Below are 13,457 nucleotides of genomic sequence, written 5' to 3'. Positions count from 1 at the left end.
ATGATCGAATACCGCAACGTCAAGGTCGCCCTCCTCGGCGCCGGCTCCGTCGGCAGCCAGGTCGCCCGCCTGCTCCTCGAGCAGGGCGACGACCTCGCCGGGCGCGCCGGTGCCGGCCTCGAGCTGACGGGCATCGCCGTGCGCGACCTCGACGCCGCGCGCGACGTCGACCTCCCGCGCGAGCTGTACACGACCGACGCGGAGTCGCTGATCCTGGGAGCCGACATCGTCGTCGAGCTCATCGGCGGGATCGAGCCGGCGCGCACGTTCATCCTGCAGGCCCTGAACTCCGGAGCCGACGTCGTCACCGGCAACAAGGCCCTGCTCGCCAGCCACGGCCCCGAGCTCTTCGCCGCCGCCGAGCAGGTCGGCGCACAGCTCTACTACGAGGCCGCGGTCGCCGGCGCGATCCCGATCATCCGGCCGCTCCGCGAGAGTCTCGCGGGAGACCGCATCCTGCGCGTCATGGGCATCGTCAACGGCACCACGAATTTCATCCTCGACCGCATGGACACCCTCGGCGAGTCGCTCGACGACGCCCTGGCGATCGCGACCGACCTCGGGTACGCCGAGGCCGACCCGACCGCCGACATCGAGGGCTACGACGCGGCGCAGAAGGCGACGATCCTCGCGAGCCTGGCGTTCCACACGAGCGTGCCGCTCGCGGCCGTCCACCGCGAGGGCATCACCGGGGTGACGCACGCGCAGGTCGAGGCGGCGCGGAAGGCGGGCTTCGTCGTGAAGCTCCTCGCGATCTGCGAGCGGCTCACCGACGACGACGGTGCCGACGGCGTCTCAGCGCGCGTGCACCCCGCCCTCGTGCCGCTCGGTCACCCGCTCGCCGCCGTGCACGGTGCCAAGAACGCCGTCTTCGTCGAGGCCGAGGCCGCCGGCGACCTGATGTTCTACGGCGCGGGCGCAGGGGGAGTGGAGACCGCCTCCGCCGTCCTCGGCGACCTCGTGTCGGCCGCGCGCCGTCACATCATCGGCGGCCCGGGACTCGCCGAGTCGACCCACGCGAACCTCCGCGTGCTCCCGATGGGCAGCGTCTCGACGAGCTACCAGATCGCCCTCGACGTCGCCGACCAGCCCGGCGTCCTGGCGACCGTCGCCGGGATCCTCGCCGGACACGGCGTCAGCGTCGAGACCGTCGAGCAGACGACGGTGCCGAAGGAGTCCGCGGGCGTCACACGGGCCGATCCCGCCGAGGCCACCGCTACGCTGATCATCGGAACGCACCGCGCCCGCGAATCGTCGCTGGCTCGCACGGTCGCCGACCTCACCACCGAAGCCGTCGTGAACTCCGTCACGAGCGTGCTCAGAGTCGAAGGAGCCTGATGGCCCACCAGTGGCAGGGTGTCCTGCACGAATACCGCGGCCGTCTCGACGTGACAGACGCCACGCCCATCGTCACCCTCGGCGAGGGCGGCACGCCGCTCATCCCCGCGCGCGCCCTCTCGGCGCGCACCGGCGCCAACGTCTACGTGAAGTACGAGGGCATCAACCCGACCGGCTCCTTCAAAGACCGCGGCATGACGATGGCCATCTCGAAGGCCGTCGAGCACGGCGCCAAGGCCGTCATCTGCGCCTCCACCGGCAACACGTCGGCCTCGGCCGCCGCGTACGCCGCCCACGCCGGCATCACCGCCGCCGTGCTCGTGCCCGAGGGCAAGATCGCCATGGGCAAGCTCAGCCAGGCCGTCGCGCACAACGGTCAGCTCCTGCAGATCCAGGGCAACTTCGACGACTGTCTCGACATCGCGCGCGACCTCGCCGCCAACTACCCGGTGCACCTCGTGAACTCGGTCAACAACGACCGCATCGAAGGCCAGAAGACCGCCGCCTTCGAGGTCGTCGACGTCCTGGGCGACGCCCCCGACTTCCACTTCCTGCCCGTCGGCAACGCCGGCAACTACACCGCGTACACCCGCGGCTACCGCGAAGACCTCGAGCAGAACCGCACCACGAAGCTGCCCAGGATGTTCGGGTTCCAGGCCGCGGGCAGCGCACCGATCGTGGGCGGCGCCGTCGTCAAGCACCCCGAGACGATCGCCAGCGCGATCCGGATCGGCAACCCCGCCTCCTGGAAGTTCGCTCTCGAGGCCCGCGAGCTGACCGACGGCTACTTCGGCGCCATCGACGACGCGAAGATCCTCGAGGCCCAGAAGATCCTGTCGGCCGAGGTCGGCATCTTCGTCGAGCCGGCGTCCGCCATCAGCGTCGCCGGGCTCCTCGAGCGCGCCGAGGCCGGGCAGGTCCCTGCCGGATCGACCGTGGTCCTCACGGTCACGGGCCACGGCCTCAAAGACCCGCAGTGGGCACTCAGGGGCCCCGACGGCACCGAGGTCACCCCGACCGTCGTCGCCGTCGACACCGACGAGGTCGCCGGCGTCCTCGGTCTGGTGCGAGCCTCGGCATGACCCGCGGCTCCGCCCCGGCCGGCGTGACGCCGACCGTCGACGGCCGCCGGGTGCTCGTCAAGGTCCCCGCCACCTCGGCGAACCTGGGCCCGGGCTTCGACACGCTGGGGATCGCCCTCTCCCTCTACGACGAGCTGACGGTCACCGCCGTCCAAGGCGGCCCGCGCACGGTCGACGTGCACGTCACCGGCGTGGGTGCGGGCGAGGTGGCGACCGACGAGTCGAACCTCGTGGTCCGCGCCATCGACTACGCGTTCGAGCAGCTGGGCCAGCCCCTGCCGAGCCTCCGGCTCGAGGCGTCGAACGCGATCCCGCACGGTCGCGGCCTCGGCTCGTCCGCCGCGGCGATCGTGTCCGGCATCATGGCGGCGAAGGGCCTCCTCGACGGGATCGTCGACGTCGACTCGTCGACGCTCCTCCGTCTCGCCACCGAGCTCGAGGGACACCCCGACAATGTGGCGCCGGCCCTCTTCGGCGGGCTCACGATCGCGTGGACCACGTCCGAGGGGCCGTCGCACAAGCGCCTCCTGGTGCACCGCGGCGTCTCGCCGGTCGTCTTCGTGCCCGAGACCACGCTCTCGACCAAGCTCGCCCGGAGCCTGCAGCCGGCCTCGGTCCCTCACGAAGACGCCACCTTCAACGTGTCGCGCTCCGCCCTGCTCGTGGCGGCGCTCATCCAGAGCCCCGAGCTCCTCCTCGCCGCGACGGAGGACCGCCTGCACCAGAGCTACCGGGCGAGCGCGATGCCCGAGACGGACGCCCTGATCAGGATGCTCCGCGACGCCGGTCTCGCAGCCGTCGTCTCCGGGGCCGGGCCGTCGCTCCTCGTCCTCGGGAGCGATCCGGCGCAGCGCCTGTTCGCGTCGTCGCTGGTGGCCGAGCACTCTGTCACAGAGTGGCGCGCGTTGATGCTGGCCGTCGATCTCAAGGGTGCTACAGTGGTGCCGCACCCGGTAGAAACCGCGTCTCTTACCGATTCGTGAAGCCCGGGTTGCACGTTTCTGCAACTCTCACCCAAGCGCGCACTTTCTCTGACGTCGTGCATCCGCACTGCTTTCGAGTGAGCATCAGCGCGCGGCCGTAGCCCGCGTCCTTCCGACGAACCTGGCACGGCCGGCTCACCCCCGGCGATCCGCACGGGGGAGCGAAAGGAAACCACCCCCGTGACCGACACGACATCCACGACTCCCGACTCGGCCGACCTGTCAGCGCTCCGTCTTCCGGCCCTCCAGGCCATGGCGTCGCAGCTCGGCATCAGCGGCATCTCGAAGCTCCGCAAGGGAGACCTCGTCGCCGCCATCACCGCGGCGCAGAACGGCGGCAGCGACGCCGCCGGTCAGCCCGAGCTGACCATCGACACCCCCGACACCACGGTCGAGGCGCCCGCCGAGACGGCTGCGGCCCAGGGCACCACGCCCGAGGTCGTCGTCTCCGAGGCGTCCGCGCCCGAGACGCCCGCAGCCGGCATCGTCGCCCCGGTCCGCGCCAAGCGCGCCCCGCGGCGCGCGACGGCCGCCGCCGGCGCCCCCGAGCCCCGCTCGGCCGTCGACCACGCCAACCAGGGCGAGTCCGGCGTCGTCGAGATCCCCGCCACGACGCCCGTCTCCGTCGAGGCCAGCGCCTCGACCGGTGCCGACAGCGCGAGCGCCGACACCACCAGCACCGACACGACGAGCACCGACGGCACCGCCGCTGCGGCCCGCACCGACGCGGCCGCACCGGCCACCGAGGGCGAGACCTCCGCGGAGCCGAAGGCCGAGGGCGGCCGTCGCCGCCGCGGCTCGCGCCGTGCCAGCGACAACGGCCAGACCGCTGCCGCCGCCGACCAGGGCCAGGCCGATGCCTCGTCCGAGGCCAAGCCCGAGATCACGATCGACCTCCCGCCGCGCCAGTCGCGCGCCGACCGCACCCGCGCCGAGCAGGCGCGCCTCCGCGCCCAGCGCGAGGCCGAGTCCGCCGCCGAGGCGGCCGTCTCCGGTGCCGGCGGCGTCGTCGCCGACGCACCCGCCGAGCCCGCGACCGACTCGTCGGCCGAGCAGCCCTCCCAGCAGGGCGGCGGGCGCCGCAACCGCAACCGGAACCGCGGCGGCCAGAACGGTCAGCAGGGTCAGAACGGCCAGCAGGGCCAGAACGGCCAGCAGGGCCAGAACGGCGCCCAGAACCAGGGCGGCCAGCAGAACCAGGGCGGCCAGCAGAACCAGAACGGCCAGGCTCCGCAGAGCGCTCCCCAGCAGGACGAAGACGACCGTCGCCAGCAGGGCGGCAACCAGCAGGGCGGCAACCAGCAGGGAGGCGGCCAGCAGGGCAGCCAGGCCCAGCAGCAGCGCGAGGACGCCGAGGGCGGCCGCGGCCGCAACCGGCAGCGCGACCGCAAGCGCGGCCGCTCGAACCAGGGCGACGAGTTCGAGCCCGAGATCTCCGAGGACGACGTCCTCATCCCCGTGGCGGGCATCCTGGACGTCCTCGACAACTACGCGTTCGTCCGCACGACCGGCTACCTGCCGGGCGCCAGCGACGTCTACGTCTCGCTCGGCCAGGTGAAGAAGTACCACCTCCGCAAGGGCGACGCCGTCGTCGGCGCCATCCGCCAGCCGCGCGAGGGCGACAACCAGCAGGGTCGCCAGAAGTACAACGCGATCGTCCGCATCGACTCGATCAACGGCCAGACCGTCGACGAGGCCTCGAAGCGCGTCGAGTTCAACAAGCTGACGCCGCTCTACCCGCAGGAGCGCCTCCGCCTCGAGACCGAGCAGTCGAAGCTCTCGACCAGGATCATCGACCTCGTGTCGCCGATCGGCAAGGGGCAGCGCGGCCTCATCGTCTCGCCCCCCAAGGCGGGCAAGACCCTGATCCTGCAGGCCATCGCCAACTCGATCGCGAAGAACAACCCCGAGGTCCACCTCATGGTCGTGCTCGTCGACGAGCGCCCCGAAGAGGTCACCGACATGCAGCGCACGGTGAAGGGCGAGGTCATCGCCTCCACCTTCGACCGTCCCGCCGAAGACCACACGACCGTCGCCGAGCTCGCCATCGAGCGCGCCAAGCGCCTGGTCGAGCTGGGCCACGACGTCGTCGTGCTCCTCGACTCGATCACGCGGCTCGGTCGCGCGTACAACCTCAGCACGCCGGCCTCGGGCCGGATCCTGAGCGGCGGCGTCGACTCGTCGGCCCTCTACCCGCCGAAGCGCTTCTTCGGTGCCGCTCGCAACATCGAGAACGGCGGGTCGCTCACGATCCTGGCCACGGCTCTCGTCGAGACCGGCTCCAAGATGGACGAGGTGATCTTCGAGGAGTTCAAGGGCACCGGCAACATGGAGCTCCGCCTCTCGCGCCACCTGGCCGACAAGCGCATCTTCCCCGCCGTCGACGTCAACGCCTCCGGCACCCGCCGCGAGGAGATGCTGCTCAGCGCCGACGAGGTCAAGATCACCTGGCGCCTCCGCCGCGCTCTCGCCGGTCTCGACCCGCAGCAGGCGCTCGAGATCGTGCTGCGGAACCTCAAAGAGACCCAGTCGAACGTCGAGTTCCTCGTTCAGGTCCAGAAGTCGGTCCCCGCGGCCGGCGGCCACAAAGAGGACTGATCGTGTTCGAGTCGGTAGCGGTGCTGCTGGCCGAGCACGACGATCTGCAGGTTCAGCTCTCTGATCCTGCCGTTCACGCGGATGCGGCCAGAGCCAAGAAGATCAACCGCCGGTACGCGGAGCTCTCGCGCATCGTCGCGGCGCACACCAACTGGACCCAGGCGACCGAAGACCTCGAGGCCGCGCGCGAGCTCGCGCGCGACGACGAGGCCTTCGCCGCCGAGGTCCCCGCTCTCGAGGAGACGCTCGCCGAGGCTCAGGAGCGGCTCCGTCGTCTCCTGATCCCGCGCGACCCCGACGACGGGCGCGACGTGATCATGGAGATCAAGGGCGGCGAGGGCGGTGCCGAGAGCGCGCTGTTCGCGGCCGACCTCCTCCGCATGTACTCGCACTACGCCGAGTCGAAGGGCTGGAAGACCGAGCTCCTCGAGCGCGACGAGTCCGACCTCGGCGGCTACAAGAACGTCCAGGTGGCGATCAAGTCGAACACGACCGACCCGGCGCAGGGCGTGTGGGCCCACCTCAAGTACGAGGGCGGCGTGCACCGCGTCCAGCGGGTGCCCGCGACCGAGTCGCAGGGGCGCATCCACACGTCGACGACGGGCGTGCTCGTCTTCCCCGAGGTCGACGAGCCCGAAGAGGTCGAGATCAACCAGAACGACCTCAAGATCGACGTCTACCGGTCGTCGGGCCCCGGCGGCCAGTCGGTCAACACGACCGACTCCGCGGTGCGCATCACCCACCTCCCGACCGGCATCGTCGTGGCCATGCAGAACGAGAAGTCGCAGCTGCAGAACCGCGAGGCCGGCATGCGCGTCCTCCGCGCCCGCATCCTCGCCCGCCAGGCGGAGGAGCAGGCCGCCGTGGCCTCCGACGCCCGCAAGAGCCAGATCCGCGGGATGGACCGCTCCGAGCGCATCCGCACCTACAACTTCCCGGAGAACCGCATCGCCGACCACCGGACCGGCTACAAGGCGTACAACCTCGACGCCGTGATGGACGGCGCCCTCGAGCCGGTGGTGCAGTCGTGCATCCAGGCCGACGAGGAGGCCCGGCTGGCCGACATCGGCGACACCGGCGAGTGACCGACGAGATCGCTCCGCTCCTCGCGGAGGGGCGCAGGATGCTCGAGGCCGCTTCCGTCCCGAGCCCCGGCGTCGACGCCGAGCTGCTGCTCGCCCACGTGCTGGGCAGGAGCCGCGGCGAGGTGGCGGTCCAGGCGATCACCGGCGGCACGGTCTCGGCGTCCGAGGCCGACTCCTTCCGCGCCCTCGTCGCGCGCCGCGCCGCGCGCGAACCGCTCCAGCACCTGACGGGCCTCGCTCCGTTCCGCTCGCTCGAGCTCCATGTCGGGCCCGGCGTCTTCGTGCCGCGCCCCGAGACCGAGGGCGTCGCACAGCTCGCCATCGACGCGCTGTCGGCGAGGGCCGAGCCCGAGCCGGTCGCCGTCGATCTCGGCACCGGCAGCGGCGCTCTCGCGCTGGCTCTCGCCACCGAGGTCCCGAGGTCCCGGGTCTACGCCGTCGAGCTGTCGCCGGAGGCGGCCGTCTGGACGCGCCGCAACATCGCCTCGACCGGCGCCCGGGTGACTCTCGTCGAGGGCGATCTCGGCACGGCCCTCCCGGAGCTCGACGGGACCGTGTCGGTCGTCGTCTCGAACCCGCCGTACATCCCGGTCGGCATGGTGCCTCGCGATCCCGAGGTGCGGCTCCACGATCCGGAGCTCGCGCTCTTCGGGGGAGCGGACGGCCTCGACGTCGTCCGGAGCCTGTCGCAGCGCGCCCTGCGGCTCCTCGTCCCCGGAGGGACGCTCGTGATCGAGCACGGCGAGGAGCAGGGGCCGGCGATCCGCGAGCTGCTCGGCGGCGACGGCTGGCGCGGTGCCGCGACGCACCAGGACCTCACACGGCGCGACCGGACGACGACCGCGCTGCGCTGAGCCGGCGCGATCCTGCGCGATCGTGCCCGATCCTGCGCGATCCTGCCCCCGGAAGGGCCACCGGTGCCGGGTACAGGCGGCCACACCGCATGCTGGGCGAGCCGTCAGGAGCCTCGTCGGCGCGGCACACTACAATCGGGGGGTCATGTCTTCCCTCTACGACTGCGCCGTCGACGCAGAACTCCTGACCGGAATGCGTCTCGCCCGAGCGGCCATCGCCCGGGGCGAACTCGTCGTCCTGCCCACCGACACGGTCTACGGCCTGGCCGCCGACGCGTTCGACGCCGAGGCCGTGCAGCGCCTCCTCGACGCCAAGGGCCGCACCCGGCAGTCGCCGCCGCCCGTGCTGATCAAGGGTCAAGACACGCTGGCCGCCCTCACCGAGAGCGTCCCCGACCTCGTGCAGCCGCTGCTCGACGAGTTCTGGCCGGGCGGGCTCACCGTGATCCTGCGTGCGCAGCCGTCTCTGATCTGGGATCTCGGCGAGACCCGCGGCACCGTCGCCCTCCGCCAGCCGAGCAACAAGCTCGTGCTCGAGCTGCTCGAGGAGACCGGCCCGCTGGCCGTCTCGAGCGCCAACCTGACCGGCGAGCCCGCGGCGCTGACCGCCCAGCAGGCGCTAGACATGCTCGGCGACTCCGCGTCGGTCTATCTCGACGGCGGCGAGGCCGGGCGCGACTACGTCCTGCCGCCCGGGGCGAACACCGGGTCGACGATCGTCGACGCCACCGGCGACGGCGTGCTCCGGATCGTCCGCCACGGGGTCATCTCCGACGACGAGATCCGGCGGGTCGCGGCCGACGGCGTCGTCGTATGACCCTGCGGCTCAGAAGGAGGCCGACACCGTGAGGTACTACCTCCTGGCGGCCGCCATCTCCGCCGTCGTGAGCTTCGCGCTCTCGCTCCTGGCCTGGCGCCTCGGCACCAAGTACCGCCTGGCGCCGAAGATCCGTGAACGCGACGTCCACACGAACCCGACGCCGCGGCTCGGGGGAGTGGCGATGTTCGCCGGGATCGTGATCGCGCTCCTCTCGGCCTGGCTGATCTTCCCGCTCATCTCGGGCGTCGACTACTTCCGGCTCGTGTTCGCCGAACCGGGTCACATCCTCGCCATCCTCGGCGCGGCTCTCATCATCGTCGTGATCGGCGTGATCGACGACCTGTTCGATCTCGACTGGATGACCAAGCTCGCCGGCCAGATCATCGCCGCGGGGCTGCTGGCCTGGCAGGGGGTGCAGCTCGTGTCGCTGCCGATCGGCGGCATCACGATCGGGTCGAGCTACATGTCGCTGATCCTGACGGTGTTCGCCGTCGTCCTCGTGATGAACGCCGTGAACTTCATCGACGGTCTCGACGGCCTCGTCGCCGGCGTCACGATCATCGCCAACGGCGTCTTCTTCATCTACAGCTTCATCCTGTCGTCGTCCTCCGGCAGCGAGTTCGAGTACTTCAACCTGGCGGCCCTCATCACCGCGGTGCTGATCGGGGCGTGCGTCGGCTTCCTGCCGCTGAACTGGCACCCGGCCAGGCTCTTCATGGGCGATGCGGGCGCGCTCCTCACCGGCCTCCTGATGGCCACGAGCGCCGTGTCGGTCACGGGCGCGATCAACCCGGGCGCCACCGACAAGTCGACGCTGCTGCCGGTGTTCATCCCGATCCTGCTGCCCTTGGCGATCCTCATCGTGCCGCTGCTCGACTTCAGTCTCGCCGTGCTCCGGCGCGTCAGCGCCGGCAAGTCGCCGTTCAGCGCCGACCGCAAGCACCTGCACCACCGGCTCCTCGACATGGGCCACTCGCACTTCCACGCCGTGCTCATCTTCTACGGCTGGACGGCCGTGGTGTCGGTCGGCTGCCTGCTGTTCTTCTTCCTGCCGCCGCACCTGGTCGTGGTGTTCCTCGTCGCCGGGCTGGTCGTCTGCGCTGCCCTCACGCTCGCCCCGCTCAGTCGGCGGAAGCGCGTCGAGATCGCCGTGCAGAACGCGCCGCGCGAGAGCATCGCGAACGTAGGCGTCGACCGGTACGACCCCCTCGACCAGGCCGGCCGACGTGCCTCGAGCGCGCCGAAGCCGAGCCGCGAGGAGGAGCGCCAGACCGTCACCGCGCTCCGCAGTGCCACGGGGCCGGCGCCGTCGCTGCCCGAGAGCGGCGCGCGGTCGGAGCCCTCGCCTCGAAGTGAGCCGGGCTCCCGGCCCGAGTCCGTCTCCCGACCCGCAGAGTCCGTCTCCCGACCCGAGTCCGCCTCCCGACCAGAGTCCGCCTCCCGAACAGAGTCAGAGCGTCACGCATGAACCCCTCCGGCAACCGGATCTTCACCACCATCCTCCGGCTCGGGAGCCTCCTCGCTCTCGGCATCGCCGTCGTCGGCTGCATCGTCGGCGGGCTGACCGTCGGGGTCACCGGGGTGACCAGCGCTCTGATCGGGACCGCCCTCGCGCTGGTCTTCACGGGCATGACGGCCGCGAGCATCCTGCTGGGGCTGCGGGCCTCCGGCGGGAGCCTGATCAGCGGAGCCTTCTTCGGGATCGTGCTGGGCGGCTGGCTCCTGAAGTTCATCGTCTTCCTGGTGATCGTCGTCCTGTTGAAAGACCAGCCGTGGGTGAACACCCTGGTGATGTTCCTCAGCATCGTGGTCGGAGTCGTGGGCAGCCTCGTCGTCGACGTGCTCGTCGTCACGCGCTCGCGTCAGCCCTACGTCGACGTCGCGCTCCCCGGTGCAGACGGCGCAAAATCAGACGATTGAGCGTATGCCGGGCCCGGAATGGTTCGTTCGCGGCCGATTCTCTTGATAGGCTGAATGTGTTCGTGTCCCCGGCCTGTTCACTGCCGAAGGGTCGCTTCCCCATAGATCATCGCCGCGTCTCGCGGTGCCGACACAGAGTTGTTGCCGACAGCGATTCGTGTGAGATCAGCTCCACCAGAGATCACATGAGTCACGGCTGCAAAACTGTGCACGGCGCCTCGTGCCCGCGTCCCGAATCAGGAGATAGCGCTGTTAGCTAACGCCATCACCCTGTTGCACCCGCTCGCTGCCGCGACGGGGAGCAGCGGAGGTTTCCAGGGCCCATCCATCGACGAGTTCTTCCCGTCGGTCCTTCTCTTCGCGGGCACCCCCTTCGAGTTCACCCGCATCACGCTCGCGCGCCTCATCGCCGTCGTCGCCCTGGTCCTGATCTTCTGGCTCGGCACTCGCCGCATGAAGCTCGTCCCCGGTCGCTTCCAGAGCGTCGTCGAGCTGGGCCTCGACTTCGTCCGCAACAACGTCGCCAACGACATCCTGGGCAAGAAGGACGGCAAGCGGTTCCTGCCGCTACTGACCACGGTCTTCTTCCTCGTTCTGTTCATGAACCTCACCGGTGTCGTGATCTTCCTGAACATCGCGGGTACCTCCACAATCGGCGTGCCTCTCCTCCTTGCGGTCGTCGCTTACGTCGCCTTCATCTACGCCGGCGTCAAGAAGCACCCGGGCACGTTCTTCCGCAACGCGCTCGTGCCGCCCGGGGTGCCGTGGTTCCTGTACATCATCGTCACGCCGATCGAGCTGGTCTCGACCTTCGTCCTGCGTCCGATCACGCTGACGCTCCGACTGCTGATGAACATGATCGTCGGTCACCTCCTCCTGGTCCTGTTCTTCTCGGCGACGACCTTCTTCTTCTTCGAGTCGGGCAACCTGCTGGCGCTCTTCGGCATCGGCACGGCCGCCTTCGGCTTCGCCTTCACCCTGTTCGAGATCTTCGTCGGCGTTCTTCAGGCCTACGTCTTCTCGCTGCTCACCGCTGTTTACGTCCAGCTCGCGCTGAACGACGAACACTAATCACGGCTCGGGCATCCGCCCGGTCCGCCATCACGGAAGGAAACACACGTGGACGCAACAACCGTTCTCGCTGCAATCAACGGAAACATCGCGACGGTCGGTTACGGCCTCGCGGCGATCGGCCCGGCCATCGGCGTGGGTATCGTGGTCGGCAAGACGATCGAGTCCGTCGCTCGCCAGCCCGAGCTCCAGGGTCGCCTCACCGTCCTGATGTACATCGGTATCGCCTTCACCGAGGCGCTGGCGTTCATCGGCATCGCGACGTACTTCATCTTCGTCTAAGAAAGGCTGACGCATGCTCAGCGCTACCATCATCGCGGCTTCGGAGGGTGCGAAGCACAACCCGATCCTCCCCGAGTTGCCCGACCTGGTCTGGGGAGGGATCAGCTTCCTCGTCATCCTGTTCCTCTTCTGGCGAGTGGCTCTTCCGCGCATGCAGAAGATGCTCGACGAGCGCGCCGACGTCATCGAGGGCGGCATCAAGAAGGCCGAGAACGCTCAGGCCGAGGCTGCCGCAGCCCTCGACGAGTACAACAAGCAGCTGGCCGACGCTCGCGCCGAGGCAGCCAAGATCCGCGAGCAGGCGCGCACCGACGCGACCCGCATCGCCAACGACGTGAAGGCTCAGGCTCAGTCCGACGCCGACCGCATCGCGGCGAACGCGACCGCTCAGATCGAGGCAGAGCGCCAGAGCGCGCTCGTCTCGCTCCGCAGCGAGGTCGGCTCGCTGGCGATCGACCTGGCGTCGGGCGTCATCGGCGAGAGCCTCGCCGACGACCGCAGGGCGTCGGCCATCGTCGACCGCTTCCTCGCCGACCTCGAGGCCGACGAGCAGTCGAAGGCGGGCAACTGAGCATGGGATCCATGACCAGAGAGGCACTCGCGACCTCGCGTGGCGTGCTGGCCGACCTGGGCGACGCGGCCGACCTGGCCACGGGAGAACAGCTCCTCAACGCGGGTCGGGTCATCGGCTCGTCGTCGAAGCTGCTGGCCTACCTGGCCGACCCGTCGGAAGACGTCGCGGGCAAGAAGGCCTTCATCGACCGCGTCTTCGGCGCGTTCTCGGAGCCTGCCCGTGCCCTCCTCACGTCGATCGTCGGCAGCCGGTGGTCCACGCACCGCCAGCTGCTGGCCGGCATCGAGGAGGTCGGCATCCGGACCATCGCTCAGAGCGCGCCCGCCGATCTCGCGATCGAGAGCGAGCTCTTCGCCTTCGGCGAGGCCGTGTCGTCCGACTCGAACCTCGAGCTGGCCGTCGGCACGAAGCTCAGTGACGGACCGGCGAAGGCCGCTCTGGTCACCCGTCTCCTCGGGGGCAAGGCGTCGCAGCAGACGATCTCGATCGTCTCGCAGCTGGTCCAGCAGCCCCGGGGTCGCAGGATCGGGGAGCTCCTCCGGAACGCGGCGGCCATCGTCGCCGATCAGGCGGACGAGCTCGTCGCAGTCGTCACCAGCGCAGCACCCATCGAGGCCGCTCAGCTCGAGCGCCTCGAGCGGGGCCTCGCCAAGCAGTTCGGCCGCAGTCTCCGCGTGAACGTCGAGATCGACCCGTCGATCCTCGGAGGTCTCCGGGTCCAGGTCGGCGACGAGGTCATCGACGGTACCGTGTCAACCAGGCTCGCAGATCTCCGCCTCCAGCTCGCCGGCTAGAGCAGAGTCGTACACTCCGTGCTCGCAGCAGACGCGGGCGCACCCCAATGACTCGA

The 13,457-nt window shown here is 70.1% G+C and carries 13 protein-coding genes; all 13 read left to right on the top strand.

What is annotated here, in order from left to right; translation table 11 throughout:
• The 13 genes from ABD733_RS03405 to ABD733_RS03345 all read left to right on the top strand — a co-directional run bounded on the left by ABD733_RS03405 (window position 1) and on the right by ABD733_RS03345 (window position 13,401).
• Complete coding sequence (locus ABD733_RS03405; RefSeq protein WP_344793623.1) at window positions 1-1,338, top strand: homoserine dehydrogenase; 1,338 nt, start codon at window positions 1-3, stop codon at window positions 1,336-1,338.
• The gene (gene thrC, locus ABD733_RS03400; RefSeq protein WP_344793622.1) at window positions 1,338-2,420 is read left to right on the top strand and encodes a threonine synthase; all 1,083 of its coding nucleotides are present in this window, start codon (window positions 1,338-1,340) and stop codon (window positions 2,418-2,420) included. The genes ABD733_RS03405 and thrC overlap by 1 nt, the downstream gene beginning before the upstream one ends.
• Window positions 2,417-3,403: a homoserine kinase gene (gene thrB / locus ABD733_RS03395; protein ID WP_344793621.1), complete on the top strand. Its 987-nt coding sequence runs from the start codon at window positions 2,417-2,419 to the stop codon at window positions 3,401-3,403. The genes thrC and thrB overlap by 4 nt, the downstream gene beginning before the upstream one ends.
• Window positions 3,404-3,583: 180 nt before the next feature.
• Window positions 3,584-6,001 carry a transcription termination factor Rho gene (gene rho, locus ABD733_RS03390; RefSeq protein ID WP_344793620.1) on the top strand — a complete coding sequence of 806 codons (2,418 nt, stop codon included), beginning with the start codon at window positions 3,584-3,586 and terminating at the stop codon, window positions 5,999-6,001.
• A gap of 2 nt (window positions 6,002-6,003) precedes the next feature.
• Window positions 6,004-7,086, top strand: coding sequence for a peptide chain release factor 1 (prfA, locus tag ABD733_RS03385; protein ID WP_344793619.1), 1,083 nt, complete (start codon window positions 6,004-6,006; stop codon window positions 7,084-7,086).
• Between the two features lie 38 nt (window positions 7,087-7,124).
• On the top strand, window positions 7,125-7,940 hold the full coding sequence (gene prmC, locus ABD733_RS03380) for a peptide chain release factor N(5)-glutamine methyltransferase (protein ID WP_344795985.1): 816 nt from the start codon (window positions 7,125-7,127) through the stop codon (window positions 7,938-7,940).
• A gap of 145 nt (window positions 7,941-8,085) precedes the next feature.
• Window positions 8,086-8,757: an L-threonylcarbamoyladenylate synthase gene (locus ABD733_RS03375; RefSeq protein WP_344793618.1), complete on the top strand. Its 672-nt coding sequence runs from the start codon at window positions 8,086-8,088 to the stop codon at window positions 8,755-8,757.
• A gap of 28 nt (window positions 8,758-8,785) precedes the next feature.
• The gene (locus ABD733_RS03370) at window positions 8,786-10,228 is read left to right on the top strand and encodes an MraY family glycosyltransferase (protein ID WP_344793617.1); all 1,443 of its coding nucleotides are present in this window, start codon (window positions 8,786-8,788) and stop codon (window positions 10,226-10,228) included.
• The gene (locus ABD733_RS03365; RefSeq protein WP_344793616.1) at window positions 10,225-10,680 is read left to right on the top strand and encodes a Cg1360 family ATP-synthase-associated protein; all 456 of its coding nucleotides are present in this window, start codon (window positions 10,225-10,227) and stop codon (window positions 10,678-10,680) included. The genes ABD733_RS03370 and ABD733_RS03365 overlap by 4 nt, the downstream gene beginning before the upstream one ends.
• A 273-nt stretch (window positions 10,681-10,953) precedes the next feature.
• Window positions 10,954-11,751: a F0F1 ATP synthase subunit A gene (atpB, locus tag ABD733_RS03360; protein WP_486320557.1), complete on the top strand. Its 798-nt coding sequence runs from the start codon at window positions 10,954-10,956 to the stop codon at window positions 11,749-11,751.
• A 48-nt stretch (window positions 11,752-11,799) separates the two neighbouring features.
• Entirely contained in the window at window positions 11,800-12,033 is a 234-nt protein-coding gene (atpE, locus tag ABD733_RS03355; RefSeq protein ID WP_344793615.1) for an ATP synthase F0 subunit C, read from the top strand.
• A gap of 13 nt (window positions 12,034-12,046) precedes the next feature.
• The gene (locus tag ABD733_RS03350) at window positions 12,047-12,604 is read left to right on the top strand and encodes a F0F1 ATP synthase subunit B (RefSeq protein WP_344793614.1); all 558 of its coding nucleotides are present in this window, start codon (window positions 12,047-12,049) and stop codon (window positions 12,602-12,604) included.
• Between the two features lie 2 nt (window positions 12,605-12,606).
• Window positions 12,607-13,401, top strand: a complete 795-nt coding sequence (locus ABD733_RS03345) for a F0F1 ATP synthase subunit delta (protein WP_344793613.1) — start codon at window positions 12,607-12,609, stop codon at window positions 13,399-13,401.
• The last annotated feature ends 56 nt before the right edge of the window (window positions 13,402-13,457 follow it).

Source organism: Frondihabitans peucedani (assembly GCF_039537585.1).
In the GTDB taxonomy this organism is placed as follows: Bacteria; Actinomycetota; Actinomycetes; order Actinomycetales; family Microbacteriaceae; genus Frondihabitans; species Frondihabitans peucedani.
This window is presented reverse-complemented; position numbering and strand designations above follow the sequence as displayed.